Source organism: Paraburkholderia aspalathi (assembly GCF_900116445.1).
GTDB classification, from domain to species: Bacteria; Pseudomonadota; Gammaproteobacteria; order Burkholderiales; family Burkholderiaceae; genus Paraburkholderia; species Paraburkholderia aspalathi.
On the sequence record NZ_FPBH01000002.1, the window covers coordinates 117,315 to 139,485 of the forward strand.

20 protein-coding genes are annotated in these 22,171 nt (G+C 62.0%); 16 read left to right on the forward strand and 4 right to left on the reverse strand.

Features of this window, described 5'->3' with window-relative positions; translation table 11 throughout:
* The first annotated feature begins 37 nt into the window (after positions 1-37).
* Together BM438_RS45310 and BM438_RS03200 are read left to right on the forward strand one after the other, a co-directional pair.
* On the forward strand, positions 38-214 hold the full coding sequence (locus BM438_RS45310) for a hypothetical protein (RefSeq protein ID WP_167378290.1): 177 nt from the start codon (positions 38-40) through the stop codon (positions 212-214).
* 102 nt (positions 215-316) lie between these two features.
* Positions 317-1,681: a glutamine synthetase family protein gene (locus tag BM438_RS03200; protein ID WP_093632880.1), complete on the forward strand. Its 1,365-nt coding sequence runs from the start codon at positions 317-319 to the stop codon at positions 1,679-1,681.
* A 102-nt stretch (positions 1,682-1,783) separates the two neighbouring features.
* Here the strand turns inward: BM438_RS03200 and BM438_RS03205 are convergent, their stop codons facing one another.
* Complete coding sequence (locus BM438_RS03205; RefSeq protein WP_093632881.1) at positions 1,784-3,307, reverse strand: CoA-acylating methylmalonate-semialdehyde dehydrogenase; 1,524 nt, start codon at positions 3,305-3,307, stop codon at positions 1,784-1,786.
* Positions 3,308-3,478: 171 nt separating this feature from the next.
* Positions 3,479-4,558, reverse strand: coding sequence for a hypothetical protein (locus BM438_RS03210; protein ID WP_093632882.1), 1,080 nt, complete (start codon positions 4,556-4,558; stop codon positions 3,479-3,481).
* Between the two features lie 221 nt (positions 4,559-4,779).
* Between BM438_RS03210 and BM438_RS03215 the strand changes: the two genes are divergently transcribed.
* The 3 genes from BM438_RS03215 (at position 4,780) to BM438_RS03225 (ending at position 7,634) form a co-directional block, all read left to right on the forward strand.
* Positions 4,780-5,685 (forward strand): LysR family transcriptional regulator, encoded by a 906-nt coding sequence (locus tag BM438_RS03215; protein ID WP_093632883.1) that lies wholly within the window; start codon positions 4,780-4,782, stop codon positions 5,683-5,685.
* Between the two features lie 130 nt (positions 5,686-5,815).
* On the forward strand, positions 5,816-6,493 hold the full coding sequence (locus tag BM438_RS03220; protein ID WP_093632884.1) for an HAD family hydrolase: 678 nt from the start codon (positions 5,816-5,818) through the stop codon (positions 6,491-6,493).
* Positions 6,494-6,497: 4 nt separating this feature from the next.
* A complete protein-coding gene (locus BM438_RS03225; protein ID WP_093632885.1) occupies positions 6,498-7,634 on the forward strand; it encodes a DSD1 family PLP-dependent enzyme in 1,137 nt (378 codons plus the stop codon).
* Between the two features lie 63 nt (positions 7,635-7,697).
* On the opposite strand, the gene hpaR is transcribed toward BM438_RS03225, so the two are convergent.
* Positions 7,698-8,105, reverse strand: coding sequence for a homoprotocatechuate degradation operon regulator HpaR (gene hpaR / locus BM438_RS03230; RefSeq protein ID WP_093632886.1), 408 nt, complete (start codon positions 8,103-8,105; stop codon positions 7,698-7,700).
* Between the two features lie 177 nt (positions 8,106-8,282).
* Here hpaR and BM438_RS03235 point away from each other — a divergent pair, with 177 nt between their 5' ends.
* The 7 genes from BM438_RS03235 to hpaI all read left to right on the forward strand — a co-directional run bounded on the left by BM438_RS03235 (position 8,283) and on the right by hpaI (position 14,395).
* Entirely contained in the window at positions 8,283-9,056 is a 774-nt protein-coding gene (locus tag BM438_RS03235) for a fumarylacetoacetate hydrolase family protein (protein ID WP_093632887.1), read from the forward strand.
* Positions 9,053-9,811: a fumarylacetoacetate hydrolase family protein gene (locus BM438_RS03240; RefSeq protein WP_093632888.1), complete on the forward strand. Its 759-nt coding sequence runs from the start codon at positions 9,053-9,055 to the stop codon at positions 9,809-9,811. Before BM438_RS03235 ends, BM438_RS03240 begins: the two co-directional genes overlap by 4 nt.
* A 79-nt stretch (positions 9,812-9,890) precedes the next feature.
* Positions 9,891-11,348 (forward strand): 5-carboxymethyl-2-hydroxymuconate semialdehyde dehydrogenase, encoded by a 1,458-nt coding sequence (hpaE, locus tag BM438_RS03245; protein WP_093632889.1) that lies wholly within the window; start codon positions 9,891-9,893, stop codon positions 11,346-11,348.
* Between the two features lie 61 nt (positions 11,349-11,409).
* Positions 11,410-12,273, forward strand: a complete 864-nt coding sequence (hpaD, locus tag BM438_RS03250) for a 3,4-dihydroxyphenylacetate 2,3-dioxygenase (RefSeq protein WP_093632890.1) — start codon at positions 11,410-11,412, stop codon at positions 12,271-12,273.
* 21 nt (positions 12,274-12,294) lie between these two features.
* Positions 12,295-12,693: a 5-carboxymethyl-2-hydroxymuconate Delta-isomerase gene (locus BM438_RS03255; RefSeq protein WP_093632891.1), complete on the forward strand. Its 399-nt coding sequence runs from the start codon at positions 12,295-12,297 to the stop codon at positions 12,691-12,693.
* A gap of 74 nt (positions 12,694-12,767) precedes the next feature.
* The gene (gene hpaH, locus BM438_RS03260) at positions 12,768-13,571 is read left to right on the forward strand and encodes a 2-oxo-hept-4-ene-1,7-dioate hydratase (protein WP_093632892.1); all 804 of its coding nucleotides are present in this window, start codon (positions 12,768-12,770) and stop codon (positions 13,569-13,571) included.
* 20 nt (positions 13,572-13,591) lie between these two features.
* Positions 13,592-14,395 (forward strand): 4-hydroxy-2-oxoheptanedioate aldolase, encoded by an 804-nt coding sequence (hpaI, locus tag BM438_RS03265; RefSeq protein WP_093632893.1) that lies wholly within the window; start codon positions 13,592-13,594, stop codon positions 14,393-14,395.
* A 309-nt stretch (positions 14,396-14,704) separates the two neighbouring features.
* On the opposite strand, the gene BM438_RS03270 is transcribed toward hpaI, so the two are convergent.
* Positions 14,705-17,038: a bifunctional diguanylate cyclase/phosphodiesterase gene (locus tag BM438_RS03270; protein ID WP_093632894.1), complete on the reverse strand. Its 2,334-nt coding sequence runs from the start codon at positions 17,036-17,038 to the stop codon at positions 14,705-14,707.
* A gap of 603 nt (positions 17,039-17,641) precedes the next feature.
* Between BM438_RS03270 and bcsD the strand changes: the two genes are divergently transcribed.
* From bcsD to bcsA, 4 genes are all read left to right on the forward strand, one after another.
* Positions 17,642-18,097, forward strand: a complete 456-nt coding sequence (bcsD, locus tag BM438_RS03275) for a cellulose biosynthesis protein BcsD (RefSeq protein WP_093633235.1) — start codon at positions 17,642-17,644, stop codon at positions 18,095-18,097.
* Between the two features lie 97 nt (positions 18,098-18,194).
* Positions 18,195-19,184 carry a cellulose biosynthesis protein BcsP gene (gene bcsP / locus BM438_RS03280; protein WP_093632895.1) on the forward strand — a complete coding sequence of 330 codons (990 nt, stop codon included), beginning with the start codon at positions 18,195-18,197 and terminating at the stop codon, positions 19,182-19,184.
* Entirely contained in the window at positions 19,181-19,969 is a 789-nt protein-coding gene (bcsQ, locus tag BM438_RS03285; protein ID WP_093632896.1) for a cellulose biosynthesis protein BcsQ, read from the forward strand. The genes bcsP and bcsQ overlap by 4 nt, the downstream gene beginning before the upstream one ends.
* On the forward strand, positions 19,966-22,170 hold the full coding sequence (bcsA, locus tag BM438_RS03290; RefSeq protein WP_093632897.1) for a UDP-forming cellulose synthase catalytic subunit: 2,205 nt from the start codon (positions 19,966-19,968) through the stop codon (positions 22,168-22,170). Before bcsQ ends, bcsA begins: the two co-directional genes overlap by 4 nt.
* Position 22,171 lies beyond the last annotated feature (1 nt).

The window sequence follows — 22,171 nt, forward strand, 5'->3', positions numbered from 1 at the left end:
GCAACGCGCCCTGCCCACAGCTATACTCGTGTGCATCATGAAGCCCGCCGCATGGTCATCCAGCCGCAGTTGCCACGCCGATCCGGCGTGCGCGCACGCGCGCCTCGCCACGGCACGCCTCAATCCCCTGCTGAACGTGATTCTCGCTTTCTGGGCGATCTGGCATTGCCGTCACGCACGTCCCCCGTTGTTCTCCCTGCATCCGCTCGTCTGAACTGAATCCGACGCCGCCATCCGCGGCTCTTCCGATTTTTTCGTCGCTCCGCGCGCCTGATGCGGAGGACGAGGCACGCGCCAATGCGCAGAGAGAACCGACATGCAATTCGCCCACGAACAGGAAGCGCTGAGTTTCCTCGAACAGAATCCCGATATCGATCTGATCGAACTCTTTATCGTCGACGCCGCCGGCGTGCCGCGCGGCAAGCTGCTTCATCGTGAAGAACTACTCGCCGTGTATCGCAGCGGACGGCCGCTGCCGAGCGCGATCATGAATCTGACCATCAACGGCGACGACACCGAGGACAGCGGCCTCGTCTGGGACGTGGGCGATATCGACTGCCGCGCCTATCCGCTGCCGGGCAGCCTCGTGCGCCTGCCGTGGCGCAAGATGCCGACCGCCGCCGTGCAGGTTCAGATGCATCCCGAAGAAGGCCTGCCCGCCGGCGTCGCCGATCCGCGGCAACTGCTTGCGCGCATCGTCGATGATCTACAAGCGGAGGGTTTCTTTCCGGTGATGGCGTGCGAACTCGAGTTCTATCTGCTGGATGCAAAACTCGATGCACAGGGCCGTCCGCAGCCCGCGCTCGATACCGACGGCCGCCGTCCGCGAACAACCCAGGTGTATGGCCTGCGCGAACTCGAACAGATCGAGCCGTTCCTGAAGGATCTCTACGATGCCTGCCGTGAACAGAACATTCCGGTACGCACCGCGATTTCCGAATACGCGCCGGGCCAGGTCGAGATCACACTCGAACACGGCCCCGCGCTCGAAGCGATGGATCACGCCGTGCGCTACAAGCGCATCGTCAAGGGCGTCGCGAATGCGCACGGCATGAACGCATGTTTCATGGCCAAGCCGTTCGCCGATATCGCAGGTTCTGGCATGCACATGCACGTCAGCCTCGCCAATGAAGCCGGCGACAACCTCTTCGCCTCCGAAGACAAAGCCGGCACGCCACTGCTGCGCCAGGCCGTGGGTGGCATGTTGCACGGCCTGCTCGATTCGATGCTGATGTTCTGCCCGAACGCGAACTCGTATCGCCGCTTCCAGGCAAACAGCTATGCGCCGTGCACGCCGACATGGGGTGTCGATAACCGCACAGTCAGCCTGCGCGTGCCGGGCGGCCCGGCGCCGAGCCGGCACGTCGAGCATCGCGTGTGTGGCGCCGATGCGAATCCGTATCTCGCTGCCGCGGCCATTCTTGCGGCCTCGCACCACGGCATTCGCGAGCGCCTCGACCCGGGCGCACCGATCGAAGGCAACGGTTATGCGCAAGCCACCACACTGCTGCCGACCGACTGGTTAAGCGCCTTGAACGCACTCGAACAGTCAGACTGGGCGAGGGACGTATTTGGCACAAAATTCCTTAAGGTGTTCCTCGCGATCAAGCGCGCCGAGTATCGGCAGTTCATGGGCGAAGTCGGTGAACAGGACTGGCGCTGGTATTTGAACCAGGCTTGATTGCTTGTCACTGCGTGCTGCGTGCATGTTGCTGATTCATTAAAAAAGCCGCGCCTGAAATCAGGCGCGGCTTTTTTGACTACGGCAATACAGTTCTATTGCTTACTTCGCCACCGGCATCGTGAACTCAGCACCCTTCGCGATGCTATCCGGCCAGCGCTGCATGATGCTCTTGTAGCGTGTGTAGAAACGCACGCCTTCTTCGCCATACGCGTGGTGATCGCCGAACAGCGAACGCTTCCAGCCGCCGAACGAGTGCCATGCCATCGGCACCGGAATCGGCACATTGATGCCGACCATGCCCACCTGAATCTGCCGGCCGAACGCACGCGCCACACCGCCATCCGACGTAAAGAGCGACACGCCATTGCCGAACTCGTGCGCATTGATCAGCTCGACCGCGCTCGCGAAATCGGGCACACGCACCACCGCCAGCACCGGGCCGAAGATTTCTTCCTTGTAGATCTTCATCTCGGTACCGACCTGGTCGAACAGCGTCCCGCCGATAAAGAAACCGTCCGCATTCGTGACCGGATGCGCGCGGCCATCGACGATAAGCTTCGCGCCTTCCGCCACGCCCGAGTCGATATAGCCGGCCACCTTGGCCTTATGTTCAGCGGTAACCAGCGGACCCATTTCGGCGTCGAGGTTCTCGCCGTTCTTGATCACCAGAGACTTCACGCGCGGCACGAGACGCTCGATCAGTTCATCGGCGACATTGCCCACCGCCACCGCGACCGAGATCGCCATGCAGCGCTCGCCTGCCGAACCGTAGGCAGCGCCGATCAGGGCGTCCACCGCCTGGTCCAGATCGGCGTCCGGCATCACCACCAGATGATTCTTCGCGCCGCCGAGCGCCTGCACGCGCTTGCCGCGCTTCGATGCTTCCGTATAGATATATTCGGCGATCGGCGTGGACCCGACAAACGACAGCGCCGCGACGTCCGGGTGTTCAATCAGCGCATCCACGGCTACCTTGTCGCCGTTCACGACGTTGAACACGCCATCAGGCAAACCGGCTTCCTTCAGCAGCTCGGCAATGCGCAACGAAGCCGACGGGTCACGCTCCGACGGCTTCAGCACGAACGTGTTGCCGCAAGCGAGTGCGACCGGGAACATCCACATCGGCACCATTACCGGGAAATTGAACGGCGTGATCCCTGCCACTACGCCCAGCGCCTGACGCAGATTCCAGTTGTCGATGCCGCCGCCGATCTGGTCGGTGAAATCGGTCTTCAGCAGATTCGGAATGCCGCAAGCGAACTCGACCACTTCGATGCCGCGCACCACCTCACCTTGCGCGTCCGTGAACACCTTGCCGTGTTCGCGGGTGATCAGCATCGCCAGTTCGTCGTGATGCTTGTTCAGCAGTTCCTTGAACTTGAACAGAATGCGGGCGCGCTTGATCGGCGCGGTTTCGCTCCAGGCGGGAAAGGCGGCCTTGGCGGCCTTGACCGCCGCGTCCACTTCCTCGACCGATGCCAAAGCGACCGAGCCGGTCACCTGGCCCGTGGCGGGATTGAACACGTCCTTGAAGCGGCCGCTGGTCGACGCAGCCGGTGCGCCGCTGATGTAATGCCCCAACTGTTGCACCGACAACTTCGCTTGTTCGTTCACTGCATTCATTTCGTTCCTCGTGTTCGGGATAGGCCGCAAGGGTTGATCCGCCAACTGTATCGACGGCGCCGGTCATATTCCCGATACAGCACAATAAAACCGCGCCTCACTGTATTGTTTTTCACGAGGCAACTGTACTGGCCGACGAGGTTGGCGCAACTTCAGGAAAAACCGCTCAACTCAGCGCCATTGCTCGGTCAATTCATTGGCCAACACCATCTTTTCGCGGACGAGCTCGATAAAGCCGGCGTCCGCGCCGTTCTGGGCTTTGAGGAATTTCAGCGCCGCGGAATGAACGGCTCGCATCGACCGGCCGTCGATCCCAGCCATGCGCGCCGCGCTGCGACGCGTTTCCTCGACCAGATCGCGCGCGCTGCTGAAGTCGGGTGACAGACCGGTCTGCGCTTCGAACCCGGCGCGCAATCCGGCCGCATACTCACGCGACGGCCCCAGCCGGTCGATGTCGATCATCAGATCGACGCCGTCGGCCATGCGCAACGCACAGAGAATCCATAGCGCGACGAACGCCCGATATGCGTTATTGCCTTCCGCCGTGCGCGCGTATTGCTCGCACACCATGGCGTAAGCGTCATCCGACGTAGGCACGCCAGGCGGCAAACTCACGCCGCAGATTTCGATGGCCTGCCGGACCAGCGGCTCCGTCTGGTTCAGACCCAGCACGCGAAACGGCGCGGCCACGAAAAACGAATTGCTCCATTGCTGATTGAGCAGCCACCCCGAGGCGAACTGCGAAGCGGGATTGCGCAACACGGCTGCGTGCATGATCTGCGGGAACGCTTGCTTGAGCCACGGCAGCCGGCCCGACGAACGGCAAAACTTGAAGACGGGTACGCTGCCGTGCTCAGCGGTGCGTTCCCACAGGTTGGCCAGATAGGCCTGCAAGGCGGGGAATTCCGCGTCGGGTGCAGGCGCAAAGCGGTCGGTGCCGAAGCGCTTCCTGTATCCGGCTACGCCGCGTGCGCTCTCCTGGAGAAACGGCCGATACTCTTCGAAATACGGCGCGGCGAGCGGCGGGTGTCCAGAAGTTAATGTAGGGCGGGACGCAGAAACGTCGGCGAGGCTCAGATCGGCGAGCACGTTGCTGAACGGTTCATAGAATCCGGTGACGGAATCGAGTGCGCGCAGACGCGACCAGACCCACGTTCCTGCGCTGCGCCAGCCCGTGTGCAGGAATACCCCCTGTTTCAGGGCATTTTGTTGCGCGGCGGCGCCCGGACTCGTTCCTCGTGACAACGACATGGGACTTCTCTTCAAATGGAAGCAACAACGATTCGACGGAAGGCGGGTGCTGCCCGCCCCACCTGGTTCAAGTGCACACTGAAGTGCACACTTTAGCCGTTCAAGCTGTCGGCTTCGTTACGGACGTATCAGTTTACCTTGCAAGAACGTCTTGTGACGCACTGGAACAGCGCATCCAAACGCTTTAAGCTGCCAGACTCCCGAACTCAAAAGCTTCTGCCATGAACGACTCGGCCGATATCCGGTTTCTGCTGGCCATCCGCGAAAGTGGCAGCCTGATCGCCGCGGCGCGAAAACTGGGTCTGTCGCCCTCGGCGGTGACCCAGCGCCTGCAGCAGCTCGAAAAGAAACTGGACACGCAGCTGGTGACCCGCACGGCGCGCCGTTTGCAGTTCACGGAAGAAGGCGCGCTCCTATGCGAACGCGGCGCCGAACTGGTCGAGCAGTTCGACTCGCTGTTCGAAGACCTGCAGACACGCCGGGGCGGCCTGGTCGGCACGCTGAAAATCAATGCGCCGCTGGGCTTCGGCCGGCGTCACCTCGCGCCAGCCATCGCCGACTTCCAGCAGCAAAACCCGGACATCGACGTGGCGCTCACACTGTCCGACCAGCCCTTGACCGACACGATAGACCGCTTCGACATCGTCGTGCATATCGGCGACTTGCCGGTATCGAATCTGGTCGGCTATGCGATTGCGCCGAATGCGCGCTTCGTCTGCGCCGCGCCCGCGCTGCTCAAACGTACTGGTCAACCGGAGTCGCCGGAAGACTTGAGCAAGCTGCCGTGCATCGTGCTGCGCGAGAACAACGAGGACGTCTCGCTGTGGCAGTTCAGCAAGGGCCGCACACGCCGCAGCGTGCGCGTTTCTCCGCATCTGAGCTGCAACGACGGCGATGTGATCCGCCAGTGGGCTTGCGAAGGCCGCGGCGTAATCCTGCGCTCCGAATGGGACGTGGCCGAGGACATCGCGAAGGGACGACTCGTGCGTTTGCTGCAAGGCTGGAAGACACCAGACGCCGACGTGATCGCCCTCACGCATCAGCGAACGGGAATGCCTGCTCGCACGCGACATTTCATGCAATACCTGCAGGGTCGATTCAGGCCGCTGCCGCCGTGGAGAAGATAACGCGTGAAACGTGACGAATTACGTCGCGGATGGCGCATTCAGCCAAACTGAATCTTAGAGTTACCTTGGCTGAACTCCGCGCGAGTGATGAAACTTTATAATCGGCTCACCGTTCCTCGCCGGTTAAACCATGACTTCCATCTCGACTCCGACCGCCTACCCCAAGGCCGTCCTCTTCGACCTCCTGACCGCCCTGCTCGATTCGTGGACGTCATGGAATCACGCCGCGGGGTCCGAACAGCTGGGCCATGCGTGGCGCGCCGCCTATTTGCGTCTGACCTACGGCTGCGGCCGCTACATTGCGTACGAACAATTGGTGCGTGAGGCGGCCGCCGAAGTTGGACTGCCTGAATCCGTCGCGCTTGCGCTCGAAGTCGACTGGCTGAAACTTACCCCATGGAGCGGCGCTCTCGACGCCTTGCACGCACTCCGCCCGCATTGCAAACTGGCAATTGTCACCAACTGCTCCATCCGCCTCGGTACGCAGGCTGCCGGGATTTTCCCAATCCACTGGGACGCGATCGTCACCGCCGAAGAAGCCGGCATGTACAAGCCGGACCCGTTGCCTTACCGGCTCGCGCTCGGCAAACTTGGCGTAGACGCCCATGAAGCCGCGTTCGTGGCCGGTTCCAGCTACGACATGTTCGGCACAGCCGCGGTCGGGTTGAGGACATACTGGCACAACCGCGTGAGTCTGCCGCTGGTGGCGGGAGCACAGCCGCCCGAAATCGAGGCGCCCACGCTCGACTCGCTGGTCCCATGGCTCGGCCAGTTCGGCCAGACCGAAAGCCACTCCGTTCCCCGGTGAAACCATGAAACTCGAGCATATCGACACCCCTGCCGCGCTGATCGACATCCCCCGGATGCAGAAGAACATCGCGAGAATGCAGGGACATATGAACGCACTGGGCGTCGCATTCCGTCCACACGTCAAGACCACCAAATGCATCGACGTTGTCCGTGCGCAGATCGCCGCCGGCGCGCGCGGCATCACGGTCTCGACCCTCAAAGAGGCGGAAGCCTTCTTCGCGGCCGGCGTCAGCGATATTCTCTACGCGGTCAGCATCGCCCCTTCAAAGCTGCCGCGAGCACTGGCGCTGCGCCGCCAGGGTTGCGATCTGAAGCTGGTGGCCGACAATCCGACCGCCGCTGCAGCCATCGCCGCCTTCGCGGACCAGCATGGCGAATCCTTTGAGGTGTGGATCGAGGTGGACACGGATGGCCACCGCTCAGGGATTACGCCGGAACAGGACACACTGATCGAAGTCGGCCGGATTCTGCACGAGAACGGCGTCAAGGTGGGCGGCGTGATGACTCACGCCGGTTCCAGCTATGAGCTTCATACGCCGGAGGCGCTCGCCGCGCTGGCGGAGCAGGAACGCGCCGGCTGCGTGCGCGCGGCGCAACGGTTGCGCGACGCAGGCATTCCGTGCCCAGCGGTGAGCGTCGGGTCGACGCCCACGGCGCTGGCCGCCGAGCAACTGGATGGCGTGACCGAAGTGCGGGCGGGTGTCTACGTTTTCTTCGATCTGGTCATGCACAACGTCGGCGTGTGCGCGCTTGAAGATATCGCGCTGAGTGTGCTCGCGACCGTGATCGGGCATCAGGCGGACAAAGGCTGGGCGATTCTCGACGCAGGCTGGATGGCGATGAGCCGTGACCGCGGCACCTCGAAGCAGCCGCACGATTTCGGCTACGGCCAGCCATGTTTATTGAACGGGACACCGCTTGGCGGTTTTGTCGTGAGCGGCGCCAATCAGGAGCACGGGATTCTGTCGTCGTCGGAAGACGGTGAGCCTGTGGACGACATCGCGCAGCGCTTTCCCATCGGCATGAAGCTGCGTATCCTGCCCAATCACGCGTGCGCGACCGGTGCACAGTTCACCGAGTATCACGCGGTGTCGGCGAATGGCGGCAGCGTCGAGTGGAGGCGATTTCAGGGGTGGTAAGAGACTGGCCATGGCCTGCGCGAGCGCAGTTCATCGCCAGAAATTAACCAACAACGCGCTGCTTCACTCCTCCTCGTCTTCCAGCCCGGCAAGCAGATCGTCGACCGCGCGATACACGCGCTCGACGATTTCCGGCCCCACCTTGCGCTCCAGTTCGCGATAGTGCGCCTCGAGATCCTTCGAGATCACGCGCACCAGGTCCACGCTCGTATCAGTGAGCGACACCAGCACACGCCGCTGGTCTTCCGCGAAACGCTCCTTGGTCACCAGCTCCATACTCTCCATACGCGCGAGCACACCCGCCATGCTCGGGCTCGAAATCGTGCAGATATCGGAGATGTGACGCGGCTCCATCGGCCCGTGCTCGTTGAGCGCGCGAATCACGCGCCATTGCTGCTCGGTCAGTCCGTGCGCGGTAATCAATGGCCGGAAACGCTCCATCATTTTTTCTCTGGCGCGCAGCAACAGCATGGGCAGGTTGCGGTGCAAAACTCGGGTAGAAGCAGATGCGGACATGGCAGATAAATTAAAAGCAGCTGTCGAGGCTTAAGGGAAAACCCGCGATCGGCCGACAGGCTATTGACCGTGGATGATATCAAGCGCAATACTACTAACATGTTAGTGTTTTTGCCGAGAGACAGCTAATTTATGTTTGCACTTGCCGATCACCTGTTGCATCCGGAAGGCGACGCGCTGCCTCGCGATGTAGATGCGCGCACCGTTGCCGCACTGCTTGCACGCGGCATTGCCTGCCGCGCGCCGGTTTCCGGTGCTGTGTATGGAACCTTGCTGAACGACCGCGCCGCTTTGGCCGCGCTGGGCGACGCAGTGCATGCTGCTCCCTATAAAGCCCCGCCCAAAGCACCGATTCTCTATCTGAAGCCGCGCAATACGTTCGCCGGTCATCGCGCACGTGTTGCCGTGCCTGACGATGCATTGGGCGTGGAAGTCGGCGCTTCGCTGGGTATCGTGATCGGCCGCACTGCAACACGCGTTAGCGCGGAGCAGGCGTTCGACTACATCGCCGGCTATACGCTGGTCGCCGATCTGAGCGTGCCGCACGCGAGCGTGTACCGCCCTTCAGTACGGTTCCGGGCGCGTGACGGTTTTTGCGTGATCGGGCCGGCGGTGGTTGCAGCGCATCATCTTGTTGCGCCGGACAACCTGGCGATCAAGGTTTCGCTTCCTGGGCGCGAAGTATTCACTGCGAGTACTGCGTCGTCAGTACGCAGCGTGGCGCAATTGCTTGCGGACGTAACCGATTTCATGACATTGAGTGCCGGCGACGTCATTACGCTCGGCGTGCCTCATGGTTCGCCAGTTGCCCATATCGGCGACACGGCTACGCTGTCGATTGGCGGTTTGCCGCCGCTCGAGGTGTCGTTTGTCGGTGCAGCAGAACAGGATGGAGAACAGCAATGATGCGCGGCCGTGTTGCGTATGCAGGAGCGATTCATGAAGCCTATCCGGACGCCAACGGCGTGCGCCTTGCCGACGGCCGCGTACGTCGTGAGGATGAAGTGGTGTGGCTCGCACCGATCGAGGTCGGCACGATCTTCGCGCTTGGCTTGAACTACGCGGAGCACGCGAAGGAACTGCAATTCAACAAGCAGGAAGAGCCGTTGGTCTTTCTCAAAGGCCCGGGCGCGGTCATCGGTCACCGCGGCTTCACGCGCCGCCCCGCCGACATCACCTTCATGCACTACGAGTGCGAGCTGGCGGTGGTGATCGGCCAAACCGCGCAGAACGTCAAGCGCGACAACGCCATGCAGCATGTGGCCGGCTACATGATCGCCAACGACTACGCGATCCGCGACTACCTGGAAAACTACTACCGCCCCAACCTGCGCGTGAAGAATCGCGACGGCGGCACGGTGCTCGGCCCCTGGTTCGTCGATGCCGCCGATGTCGAAGACGTCACGCAACTCGAATTGCGCACGTTTGTGAACGGCACGCGGCAGCAACACGGCAACACGCGCGATCTCGTCACCGATATCCCGGCGTTGATCGAATACCTCAGCGGCTTCATGACCCTCGCACCCGGCGACGTGATCCTGACCGGTACGCCGGAAGGCATCGTCAACGTCAATGCGGGCGACGAAGTGGTCTGCGAAATCGACGGCCTTGGCCGTCTCGTCAATACGATTGCATCCGACGCGGACTTCGGCCGCGCCTGATCGACAGGCTTTGCATGGGATCAGAGTAACGCGCTAAAGCGCGCACTCTGATCGACAGCTAAAGAGAAAGGACAACACAATGCGAATCGACCATCTGATCAACGGCAAATCGAGCGCCGCGAAAGACTACTTCGAGACCGTCAATCCGGCGACGCAAGACGTGCTCGCCGAAGTGGCGCGTGGCGGTGCGGAAGAAGTCGACGCCGCCGTACGCGCCGCCAAAGAAGCGTTTCCGGCATGGGCCGGCAAGCCCGCGGCGGAACGCGCAAAAATCATCCGCAAGCTCGGCGAGTTGATCGCGAAGAACGTGCCGGACATCTCGGAGACCGAGACGAAAGACACCGGGCAAACGATCTCGCAGACGCGCAAGCAACTCGTGCCGCGCGCCGCCGACAACTTCAGCTATTTCGCAGAGATGTGCACGCGCGTCGACGGCCACACGTATCCCACCGATACGCATCTGAACTACACGCTGTTCCATCCGGTCGGCGTTTGCGCGCTGATCTCGCCGTGGAACGTGCCGTTCATGACGGCAACATGGAAAGTGGCACCCTGCCTCGCATTCGGCAACACCGCGGTGCTGAAAATGAGCGAACTGTCGCCGCTAACCGCCTCGATGCTCGGCAATCTCGCGCTCGAAGCCGGCATTCCTGCCGGCGTGCTGAACGTCGTGCACGGCTTCGGCAAGGACACCGGCGAACCGCTGGTGGCGCACCCGGATGTGCACGCGGTGTCGTTCACCGGATCGACGGCAACCGGCAACCGCATCGTGCAGACCGCGGGTCTGAAGAAGTTTTCGATGGAACTGGGCGGCAAGTCGCCCTTCGTGATCTTCGACGACGCCGATTTCGAACGCGCGCTCGATGCCGCCGTGTTCATGATCTTCTCGAACAACGGCGAACGCTGCACGGCGGGTTCGCGCATTCTGGTGCAACGCTCGATTTACGCGCGCTTTGCCGAGCGTTTCATCGAACGCGCAAAACGTTTGACGGTTGGCGATCCGCTGGCCGACAGCACGATCGTCGGCCCGATGATCAGCCAGGGGCATTTGGCCAAGGTGCGCAGCTACATCGAACTGGGTCCGAAGGAAGGCGCCACGCTCGCATGCGGCGGACTCGACGCGCCCGACTTGCCGGAAGCCATGCGCAAAGGCAATTTCGTGCAGCCGACGGTATTCGTCGACGTCGACAATCGCATGCGGATCGCGCAGGAAGAAATCTTCGGTCCGGTCGCCTGCCTGATTCCGTTCGACGACGAAGCCGATGCGATCAAACTCGCCAACGACATTTCCTACGGCCTGTCGAGCTACATCTGGACCGAGAGCACCGGCCGCGCGCTGCGCGTCGCTGCAGCCGTGGAAGCGGGCATGTGTTTCGTGAACAGCCAGAACGTGCGCGATCTGCGCCAGCCGTTCGGCGGCACCAAGGCATCGGGCGTAGGCCGCGAAGGCGGTACGTGGAGCTATGAAGTGTTCCTCGAACCGAAAAACGTATGCGTATCGCTCGGCTCCCACCACATTCCGCGCTGGGGCGTCTGAAACGCGGGTCATTTGCGCGCGAGGGCACCACGCCTTGCGCCACACAGAACAGGAGACCGCGATGGGCAAACTCGCGTTAGCAGCAAAAGTGACTCACGTCCCGTCGTTATATCTATCCGAACTCGACGGTCCGCATAAGGGCTGCCGTCAACTGGCAATCGACGGTCACCATGAAATCGGCCGCCGCTGCCGCGAATTGGGTGTGGATACGATCGTCGTTTTCGACGTGCATTGGCTGGTGAACAGCGAATACCACATCAATTGCGCGCCGAAGTTCGAGGGCGTCTATACGAGCAACGAACTGCCGCATTTCATCAAGAACATGCCGTACGCGTATCCCGGCAATGTTGGACTCGGCGATCTGATCGCGGAAGTCGCCAACGAAATGGGCGTGAAGAGTCGCGCGCACAGCGAGACCACGCTCGAACTCGAGTACGGCACGCTGGTGCCGATGCGCTATATGAACAGCGACCAGCACTTCAAGACCGTATCGGTAGCCGGCTGGTGCATGTGGCACGACCTCGAAACGAGCGCGCGCTTCGGCCTCGCGGTACGCAAGGCCATCGAGGAACGTTACGACGGCACCGTGGCGATTCTGGCGAGCGGGTCGCTGAGCCACCACTTTGCCAACAACGGCACGGCCGAGCAGTTCATGCACAAGGTATGGAGCCCGTTTCTCGAACAGATGGACCGCCGCGTGGTCGAGTTGTGGGAAGCCGGCGACTGGAAGACCTTCTGCGAGATGCTGCCGCTCTATAACGAGAAGTGCTGGGGCGAAGGCGGCATGCACGACACGGCGATGCTGCTCGGCGCGCTCGGTTGGGATCGATACGACGGCAAGGTCGAAGTCGTCACACCGTATTTCGGCAGTTCGGGCACCGGCCAGATCAACGCGATCTTCCCCGTGACACCCCTGCCCGCTTGAGTCCTGAGAGAGGAGCTTACCGTGCCACATCTGACACTCGAATACAGCGCCAATCTTGCTGATGAAGCAAGCATCGGACAGCTTTGCACCTCGCTCGCGGCTTGCCTCGACGCGCAGCGCGACAACGACCAACGCGTCTTTCCGCTCGGCGGCATCCGCGTGCGCGCCTTGCGTTGCGACCAATACTGCATAGCCGACGGCCGGCCCGACGCCGCCTTCCTGCATGCAAACCTGAAGATCGCCGCGGGCCGCTCGGACGCCGTAAAGAAGGCGACGGGCGACGCGCTGTTTGAAGCGATCAAACGGCACTTCGCCGCGGAGTTTGAAAAACACGGCCTGGCGTTGTCGCTGGAGATCAATGAATTCAGCGAAGCCGGCACGTGGAAACACAACAATCTGCACGCGCGGCTTAAGGCCTGATACCGAGGCTCGAGGCTCCGGCCTAACATTCCGACCCGGCAAATGGGTCTGGCAGCCGCTCAAAGAGAACCATCATGCTAGACGAACAGACAATCTGCGACCTTGCGGCGCAACTCGACAACGCCGAGAAGACCCGCACCCAGTTGCGCCACTTCTCCGCGAAGTATCCCGAGATGACGGTACAGGACGGTTACGCGATCCAGCGCGAGTGGGTAAAGCTCAAACTGGCCGAGGGCCACGTGATCAAGGGCCGCAAGATCGGCCTGACGTCACGCGCGATGCAGCGTTCCTCACAGATCGACGAACCCGACTACGCGCCGTTGCTCGACAGCATGTTCATCGAAAACGGCCAGGACATCCGCGCTGATCGCTTCATAGCGCCGCGCGTGGAAGTCGAACTGGCCTTCATATTGAGCAAGCCATTGAAGGGCCCGGGCATCACGCTATTCGACGTTCTGGACGCCACAGCCTACGTGACCCCGGCCGTGGAAATTATCGACGCCCGCATCGAACAATTCGACCGCGAGACGAAGGCGCCGCGCAAGGTCTACGACACCATCTCCGACTTCGCGGCGAATGCCGGCATCGTACTGGGCGGCCGCCCGGTACGTCCTATGGACGTCGACCTCCGCTGGGTCGGCGCATTGCTTTACAAGAACGGCGCCGTAGAAGAAAGCGGCCTGGCCGCCGCCGTGCTAAACCACCCCGCGACAGGCGTTGCATGGCTCGCGAACAAGATCGCTCCATACGACGAAGTCCTGAACGCGAACGACGTCATTTTGAGCGGCTCCTTCACGAGCCCGATCCCGGCACGAGCGGGCGACACCTTCCACGTCGACTACGGTCCGCTGGGCGGCATTGGTTTAAATTTCATTTGAGCTCATTTGAGTCAATCGACATGTCTCTACCGCAAAACATGTTCAAGCATGCGCTAGCAGAGGGCAAACCACAATTCGGCTTATGGGCAGCGCTTGCCGACGCCTACGTGACCGAACTGCTGGCCACGGCCGGCTTCGATTGGTTGTTGATCGACAACGAGCACGCACCGAACGACGTCCGCAGCACGCTGGCGCAATTACAGGCGGTGGCCGCCTACACATCGCATCCGGTGGTCCGTCCCGTACGAAGCGACAGCGCACTGATCAAGCAATTACTCGACATAGGCGCCCAAACCCTGCTGCTCCCGATGATCGACACGGCGGAGCAAGCTGCGGAAGCCGTAGCGGCAACGCGCTACCCACCGGAAGGCATCCGCGGCGTGGGGAGTGCGTTGGCACGAGCATCGCGCTGGAACCGAATCCCCGACTACCTGACCACGGCGGCGCAGGAATTGTGCGTACTGGTCCAGGTAGAAACCGTGCAGGGGATGGAAAACCTACCGGCGATTGCAAAGGTGCAAGGCATTGACGGCGTCTTCTTCGGCCCAGCCGACCTAAGCGCATCAATGGGTTTGCTAGGCAAACCAGGCGACGCAAGCGTACGCGAAGCGATCTGCAGCGGGATCAGGAAGGTACGAGAAGCCGGCAAAGCAGCGGGCGTACTAGCACCGGACCCGGGCATAGCAGCCGAATACTTGGCGGCGGGCGCAACATTCGTGGCGGTAGGAACAGACACGGGCCTACTAAGCAAAGCAGCAGCGGACCTAGCGGCCGCATACAAAAAGACAGCGCCAATGACAACACCGACAAAAGGCGGCTACTAACAAAACCCCACGGATCGGTTTTATGAACTACTCTTCGGCGCGCGCAGCGCCGCCGGAAGAATGACGCCCTTGTCACAAGAGCATGTAGTGGCACGAACACAGATTCCAGTCGCACCACTACCCTGAGCGAGCTGCGGGACCCGCTTAGCAGGGGCATCTAGCCGCTTTCTTTTGCCTACTTTTCTTTGCGGCGGCAAAGAAAAGTAGGTGCCGCCCCGCACAGGGGCAACGCTAATAGACCACTAACAAATCAAGGAAAGGCCAAAGCCCCAGGAACACGGCCAAATGCCGCCGCCAAAGGCAAAAAAACTACTCACCGGCAGGCCAAGGCAACCCCACCACCGACCAATCCAACTCCACCCCAATAACCGACCGCTCAGCGGAAAACTGCACAGCCAAAGTAACCGCAACACAAGGCCGCCCACTAGCCAAAGAAAGATAAGGATTACTAGCCACAGCCACCCCAGGCAACAAAACAGCGTTACGAAAATAAGGCCGATGATCCCACCTGGCATCCTGCGGATTAGCCACAGGCTGCAACGAAGCCCCATCACCACTCCCCGCGGGCCCGCGCACTTCATGCCCAATCTGCCGCCCCGAATCATCAAGAACAAAGCAACTGATACACCGCTCAAACGTAGCCAGAAAAGCAAACGCCTCACCAACGGAAACACCGGCAATCAAAGCATCGGCAGCCCGCCTCAAAGCAGCCCGATAAGGCTCAACCTCCGACTCAAACATCGCATACTGATGGGCCCTCCCCTGGGCGATCACATCGAACGCATCATCGATTCGCCTATGCACCGAATCAGGCGGCACAATCTCAGCCGCCGGCCGCCCAAGCAAAAATCCTTGCGCAAAATCCACATTCGACTCCACAGCAAGAATCAATTCCTCCGTGGTTTCCACGCCCTCAACAACAACCAGCATCCCCGCCAGGTGTAACAAAGAAACGAGCTTCGGCAAGATCGGCTGCTCGGTGCCATGACCCGTCGCGCGAATCAACTCGCCATCGAGCTTTACAAGATCCGGCCGAATCCGCAGCAACCGGTCGAGGTTCGACTGCCCCGCACCGAAATCGTCGACGGCGATCAGAAAGCCATGCTCACGGTACAAAGCCGCCACCCGCGACATGTCGTCGACGCTGCCACCATGCGATTCGAGAATCTCGAGAACCACCCGCTCAGGTTCGAGTCCCACCGCCCGCACGATCCTGGCGAGCTGGTCCGCATAGCCCTCGGCGATAAACGTCGCAGGCAGAATATTCAAGAATAGCCAGGCATCGCTCGGCAGCGACTTGCGCGCGTTGGCCAGATGCACGGCATGGCTCGCGCGATCGAGCGCGCCTTCGTCGCTGGAGGGCTTCGGCGCGAACAACACGACGGGCGGCACCAGCGTGCCGTCGTCCTGCTCTCCTCGCAGCAAGGCCTCGAATCCCACCTGCTTCTGATGCGACAAACTGTAGAGCGGCTGGAAGTGCGAGGTCAGGGAGTACTCGTCCCAGCGATGCCGCGGCACCAGCGCCCCGTCCTCCGCGAACACATCGCCGGCGAGCATCTGCAGCGGTTCGATCGGCAACGCGCGTTCGGCGCACACGCGGTTTCTGCCCGAATGCTTGGCGCGCAGCAAGGCTTCGTCGGCGCGATCGAGCAACACCATGATGTTTTCGCCGCTCCGGTGTTGAGCCACGCCGAAGCTCGCGGTCAGATGGCCGTCCGGGCGCTCGAGCGCGGCAATCGCGGCGCGCAGGCGCTCGGCCAGCGCCAGTGCGCCGGTCAGGCCGTCACGCAGCAGCACGGCAAACTCCTCGCCGCCGATCCGGCTCACACTGTCGTCCGCGGAGGTCTCCTCCATCAACACCTGGGCGACCTGGTACAACGCATGGTCGCCGACTGCATGGCCAAAGCGGTCGTTCAGCGATTTGAAACTGTCGATGTCGAGAAAAATCGCGCTGACCCGCGCCTCGGGCGTCATGGTTTCGAGGCGGCGCTCGGCCTGCTTCACGAATGCACGGCGGTTTTGCAGGCCGGTCAGCGGATCGGTCGCGGCGAGCTGCGCCAGTTGGCTCTCGAGCAGAAAGTGGTTACGCCGGAACCGGTAGAAGCCGAAGTGAAACACAACGGAAGTCGGCACACCGATCGCCAGGATCCACATCCACACGACGATGTCGACGTCATGCGTGCGCGGCCCGCCGAACAGCAAGGCAAACGCCGCCCCATAGAAGAGCGCGCTGCCGACGAAGAAATGCAGCGGCGTGAGCCACAACGGCGCAGCGCAGACGGGGATCACCACCATGGCCGGCAAGACCCACAACAACGGCTGCTCGACGCCGGAGACGTTCAGCGCGAGACCAACCACCAGCACAAGAGAGTAAGCGACACCGATTGCACCGAAGGTCCAGGTCGAGCCGGTGCGTGGAATCGCCATCACCAGCGAGGCGAGCACCAGCGCACAGGCAAGCCGGTAGCCAAGCGGCGTTGCCGGCCCGTTGACCATGTTGCGCGCCCCCACGAGACACAGGAACGCGACAACCGTAAATGCCATCGTCACCGTCGAAAGGGGACGCTGGTGTTCCAACGATCGTCGATGGAAGCGATCGCGCAAACCGGAATCGGACAGTGGCTTCGTTGAGGTGGAAAGCATATTGATAGATATCAGGCTGGCTCCGGTTACTCTACCGATGTATAACGGCAACCGTCTGACAAATATTTATGCCCCGCCCGTAAATAGAATTCCCCCCGCCCCGCTCAGGCAGGGCTACGCCGCCATCACGCGACACGAGAGATGCCCCGCGCATAACAGCACCGCCGTTAGCACGAGGGACTCGCCACCCTTTCGACGGCCAATACCTGGCTCATTTCGCGCAACCCAACTCAAACCGTTGCATTTAGCACGAAACCAAAAAGCTAAAAGATCGGCGCAATCGACCGTTAATAAAATTATTGAAAACAGCTTAGCGACGGACATCCTCAGTGGAGAAGCGAACAAGGCAATTCCGGCAGCAAAAATTACGTGGCGGACAAGCATCTGCAGCAATCGTTTGCGCGTATAAAGCAGACGAATGTAAAGTGGCTAAAAGTTAATGTCTTAAGTAGACTCCTCCGAAGTGTGGCGGATAGAGCAGACGAACTCGGTAAAAGTAACCTAAGACGCGTGCAACGCGCGCCTTCCCGTAACACTTTCAGTTATTCGGCCGTCGGCACCCGTTTTGTACGCGGTTTGAGCAGCGGCTATTTCCCGGAAAACATGGTCCAAATTCTCGATTACCTGCTGGAACGCCAAATCTCGCCACAATGGCGCGGCATGCTGACCGCACTCGCGACAGAGTTCGAAGCGCAGATCGGTCGCGACGAACTGCGCCAACTGATGTACCGGGTCGGTTGCCGGTTTGCGGCGGCGCATCAATTGCCGGCGTGCGGGTCCACCGCCGAGCTCGCTCAGGCGTTGAATCTGTACTGGCATGACATGGATTGGGGCTACGTCGAACTGTCCGACGAAGCAGACGCGCTGCGCATCGTTCATTACTGTGCGCCGCTGCAGGCATTCGGCAGCGCGGCGCTCGCGTGGACCCCGGCGTTTCTCGAAGGCGTCTATCAGACGTGGTTGAGCGCGTTGGGCGCGCAGGGCCTTTCGGTAGCGCAAACGAGCGCGTACGGCACGGACACCTCGATCGAGTTCCGGCTGGGGCGGCATTCTGTTTGAGCGGTCCGGGTAGCAAACCAGGTAAGCGAGCCAGGTAAGCGAGCCAGGCGAGCGGACCGATCGGGGCAACGCAAGTCATTAAAAAGTCGGCGGCACTATGAGTTCATCTAGCGACATCGAAAAACTATTCGACCATTTTGGCGGCGACGCCAGCGCGTACCAGGAAATCGGCCGCGAAAACGAAGCGCGTTCGGCGCGCACGCGTTGGCCGCTGCTGGTGACGCTGGATCTGACACAGCCGGCGATTCCCGCGATCGGGCAACGCCGCGAGGTTGCTGGCGAGGCATTGGCGCAAGAAGCGGCGCCGGAAGTCGATCGTCAGGACACAACGCCAAAAGACGCCGCCTCGGTCACACGCGCGAAGGCGCCGCTGTTTACCCGCTCGCATCGACGGGACATTCCGCCGGTCGCCGTCGCCGCTCAGCCTGGCGCGCCGCGCGGCGCTTCGCGTTTCGGCGCGTTCGAAACGAAGGGTGACGCTGCCGTACCGATCGATGCCGTGACGCCAGTGGCCGCACAGCCTGCGGCTGCCGTCGCCAAGGTACAGGTGCCGCCGATTGCGACCGCACCTATTCCCCCTGTCATGCCAGCTGTAAGTATTCCGCCCGTGGCTCAGTTCCGCACGCCGGCCATGCCTGTAGCGCAACCTACGGCGAGCATGCCGTCAGCAGCGGTGATGCCGCGCGCCGAGATCCCTGCCCTCACGCCGCGCAGCACTGCGCCGGCGCCGGTCTCCGCATCCGCGCCGACGTGGGCGCAAGCACCGGCTCCGGTCCCGGCATGGACGCAAGCTCCCGCCCAGGCGCACACCCCGACGTGGGCACAAGCACCCGCACCCACCTACACGACTGCGCCCGCAGCGCCAAAGCCGCCCGCGTCGATCCTCGGCAAACTGTTCGCTCCGGTATCCGAACCGACGCCGCCGCAACCCGCCGCGCCCACCGGCGAATCCGCACCGCTGCAATCGGTCTTCGACCGTCTGCGCGGCACACCCGCACAAACGGCCCCCGCGCCGGTCCGCGCTCCCAGCGTCGCCGCGCCCGCCCCCTCCAACTCGTGGCTGGTCAACGGCCCTCGTCGCTCATGAAAGTCATTGCGGTCGTGTCCGCCAAAGGCGGGGTCGGTAAAACCACCCTCGCCGCCAATCTCGCTTCCGTGCTGGCCGCCAGCGGCCGCCGCGTGATCGCGCTCGACCTCGATCCGCAAAACGCGCTGCGTCTGCATTTCGGCGTGCCGCTCGACAGCATCGACGGTTTGTCGCGCGCGACATTGACGGGCGATCCGTGGCAATCGGTCATGTTCGACGGCGTAGACGGTGTGACCGTGCTGCCCTACGGCGCCGTGCTCGAAGACGATCGCCGCCGCTTCGAAGCGTATATCGACCAGGACCCGAGGTGGCTCGCGCACTCGCTGCAAACGCTGCGGCTCGACGCGTCCGACATCGTCATCATCGATACGCCGCCAGGTTCGTCCGTGTATGTACGCGCTGCGTTATGCGCGGCGACCTTCACGCTAAACGTAGTGCTCGCCGACGCCGCTTCCTACGCGGCCATTCCGTTGATGGAACGGCTGATTGAAGCGTACGCGGCGCCGCGCCCCGAGTTCGGCGGCGAAGGTTACGTGGTCAACCAGATCGACCAGTCGCGCCAGTTGACCAAAGACGTCCTCAAGGTCTTGCGCCAGATGCTCGGCGACAAGCTCTTCCCAGGCGTCATCCATCTTGATGAAGGGGTGAGCGAAGCGCTCGCCTGCGACACCACGCTGATTCACTACGATCCACTCAGCCAGGCGGCCGCCGATTTTCGTTCGTGCGGCAACTGGCTGATGGCGGCGGTCGATGCGATCGCCGTCTCGCCGAGGAACGTCGCATGAGTACGCCCCAGTCGCAGGACATCGAGGCCGGCGAACCGTCGCGGCTCGAACGCATCGTCGACGCGCGCTTCTGGAACAGCCGGATCGTGACCGGTCTGGTCACGCTGTTCGCGCTGATGATGCTGTACTTCGTCTTCACGGTGCCGCTCGCGTTCTACGAGCAACTGACGTTCGCGACCTGCTGCTTCGTCACCGCGCTGCTGTTCCGCCGCCTGCAAGGCCGTTACGCGACGATGGTGATGATCATGCTCTCGGTGGTCACGTCGGGCCGCTATATGTACTGGCGGCTCACTTCGACGACTTACTGGGAACATCCGCTCGACGCCGCATGGGGCCTGCTGCTGGTGTCGGCCGAAGTCTATTCGACCGTCGTGCTGATGCTCGGCTACTTCCAGACCGCCTGGCCGCTCAAGCGCACGCCGATGCCGCTGCCCGCCTCGCGCGACCTGTGGCCGACCGTCGACGTCTTCATCCCGACCTACAACGAGCCGCTCGCGGTGGTGAAGCCGACCATCTACGCCGCGCTCGCGCTCGACTATCCGGCCGACAAGATCGCGATCCATGTGCTCGACGACGGCCGCCGTCCCGAGTTCAAGGCTTTCTGCGAGGAAGTCGGCGTCAACTGGACGATCCGCACGCACAACCGCCACGCGAAGGCCGGCAACATCAATGAAGCCCTGAAGATCACTCAGGGCGAGTACCTCGCGATCTTCGACTGCGATCACATTCCGACCCGCTCGTTCCTGCAGATCGGCCTCGGTTGGTTCCTGCGCGACAAGCTGCTGTCGATGCTGCAAACGCCGCACCACTTCTTCTCCGCTGATCCGTTCGAACGCAATCTCGGCACCTTCCGCAAAGTGCCGAACGAAGGCGAACTGTTTTACGGCCTCGTGCAGGACGGCAACGATCTGTGGAACGCGACCTTCTTCTGCGGCTCGTGCGCGTTGCTGCGCCGGACCATGGTCGAAGAGATCGGCGGCATCGCGGTCGAAACGGTGACCGAAGACGCGCACACCGCGTTGAAGCTGCACCGCCTCGGCTACACCACCGCCTATCTGGCGATCCCGCAGGCAGCAGGTCTCGCCACCGAAAGTCTGTCCGGCCACATCGGCCAGCGGATTCGCTGGGCGCGGGGCATGACGCAGATTTTCCGGATCGACAATCCACTCACCGGCAAGGGCCTGAAAATCGGCCAGCGGCTCTGTTATCTGAACGCGATGATGCACTTCTTCTACGGCATCCCGCGTCTGGTGTTTCTCACGGCGCCGCTGTCGTATCTGTTCTTCGGCGCGCACGTGATCGAGGCCGCCGCCAGCACGATCGCGATCTACGCACTGCCGCACATGATGCATGCGAGCATCACCAACTCGCGGATGCAGCGCTCGTTCCGCCATTCGTTCTGGGCCGAAGTTTACGAATCGGTGCTGGCGTCGTACATTACCGCCCCGACGCTGCTCGCGCTGATCAACCCGAAGCTCGGCAAGTTCAACGTGACGGCCAAGGGCGGTCAGATCGAAAAGAACTACTTCGACTGGGCGATCTCGCGGCCGTATCTGTTTCTGCTGTTGCTGAACCTGATCGGCTTCGTGGTCGGCATCGTGCATATCTATCTGAACTGGCACACTCGCAGCGTGGTGCAGACGACCATCCTGAACTTGGGCTGGACCACCTACAACATGCTGATTCTCGGCGCGAGCGTGGCCGCGGCCAGCGAGCGCCGGCAGATTCGCGCGGTGCACCGCGTGGCGATGACCATGCCCGTGATGCTGAAGTTCTCGACCGGCCGCACGCTCGCCTGCGAGACCATCGACTACTCGGAAGGCGGCGTCGGCGTGGCGCTGCCGGCCAAGATCGAAGTGCCGATGCACGAAAGCGTGACCGTATCGCTGTTTCGCGGCGACGAGGAATACGCCTTCCCCGCCACCGTCGGTTTCACGGAGCCGGGCCGCGTGGGCCTGCGCTTCTCGGCAATGACGCGCGAACAGGAGTACGAGTTCGTCAAGACCACGTTCGCGCGCGCCGACGCGTGGACCGGCTGGGCCGAAGGGCGTCAGCAGGACACGCCGCTGCGCGGTCTGACGCATGTGCTGACGGTCGGCGCACGCGGCATCGTGGGGCTCTTCGAGCATCTCTATGCCGACCTTCGAAGCTCGATGAAAAGCCGTCCGGTGGACGTCAAGAAGCTAAAAACCAAAGACTGAT

What these genes read in the sequence shown, in the direction of transcription:
- bcsP (WP_093632895.1), top strand. Translation starts at nt 18,195, where the DNA reads ATGAGTTCATCTAGCGACATCGAAAAACTATTCGACCATTTTGGCGGC.
- BM438_RS03215 (WP_093632883.1), top strand. Translation starts at nt 4,780, where the DNA reads ATGAACGACTCGGCCGATATCCGGTTTCTGCTGGCCATCCGCGAAAGT.
- BM438_RS03210 (WP_093632882.1), bottom strand. Translation starts at nt 4,558, where the DNA reads ATGTCGTTGTCACGAGGAACGAGTCCGGGCGCCGCCGCGCAACAAAAT.
- hpaH (WP_093632892.1), top strand. Translation starts at nt 12,768, where the DNA reads ATGCTAGACGAACAGACAATCTGCGACCTTGCGGCGCAACTCGACAAC.
- BM438_RS03205 (WP_093632881.1), bottom strand. Translation starts at nt 3,307, where the DNA reads ATGAATGCAGTGAACGAACAAGCGAAGTTGTCGGTGCAACAGTTGGGG.
- bcsQ (WP_093632896.1), top strand. Translation starts at nt 19,181, where the DNA reads ATGAAAGTCATTGCGGTCGTGTCCGCCAAAGGCGGGGTCGGTAAAACC.
- hpaR (WP_093632886.1), bottom strand. Translation starts at nt 8,105, where the DNA reads ATGCTGTTGCTGCGCGCCAGAGAAAAAATGATGGAGCGTTTCCGGCCA.
- hpaI (WP_093632893.1), top strand. Translation starts at nt 13,592, where the DNA reads ATGTCTCTACCGCAAAACATGTTCAAGCATGCGCTAGCAGAGGGCAAA.
- BM438_RS03220 (WP_093632884.1), top strand. Translation starts at nt 5,816, where the DNA reads ATGACTTCCATCTCGACTCCGACCGCCTACCCCAAGGCCGTCCTCTTC.
- hpaE (WP_093632889.1), top strand. Translation starts at nt 9,891, where the DNA reads ATGCGAATCGACCATCTGATCAACGGCAAATCGAGCGCCGCGAAAGAC.
- BM438_RS03200 (WP_093632880.1), top strand. Translation starts at nt 317, where the DNA reads ATGCAATTCGCCCACGAACAGGAAGCGCTGAGTTTCCTCGAACAGAAT.
- bcsA (WP_093632897.1), top strand. Translation starts at nt 19,966, where the DNA reads ATGAGTACGCCCCAGTCGCAGGACATCGAGGCCGGCGAACCGTCGCGG.
- BM438_RS03225 (WP_093632885.1), top strand. Translation starts at nt 6,498, where the DNA reads ATGAAACTCGAGCATATCGACACCCCTGCCGCGCTGATCGACATCCCC.
- bcsD (WP_093633235.1), top strand. Translation starts at nt 17,642, where the DNA reads ATGGTCCAAATTCTCGATTACCTGCTGGAACGCCAAATCTCGCCACAA.
- BM438_RS03235 (WP_093632887.1), top strand. Translation starts at nt 8,283, where the DNA reads ATGTTTGCACTTGCCGATCACCTGTTGCATCCGGAAGGCGACGCGCTG.
- hpaD (WP_093632890.1), top strand. Translation starts at nt 11,410, where the DNA reads ATGGGCAAACTCGCGTTAGCAGCAAAAGTGACTCACGTCCCGTCGTTA.
- BM438_RS45310 (WP_167378290.1), top strand. Translation starts at nt 38, where the DNA reads ATGAAGCCCGCCGCATGGTCATCCAGCCGCAGTTGCCACGCCGATCCG.
- BM438_RS03270 (WP_093632894.1), bottom strand. Translation starts at nt 17,038, where the DNA reads ATGCTTTCCACCTCAACGAAGCCACTGTCCGATTCCGGTTTGCGCGAT.
- BM438_RS03240 (WP_093632888.1), top strand. Translation starts at nt 9,053, where the DNA reads ATGATGCGCGGCCGTGTTGCGTATGCAGGAGCGATTCATGAAGCCTAT.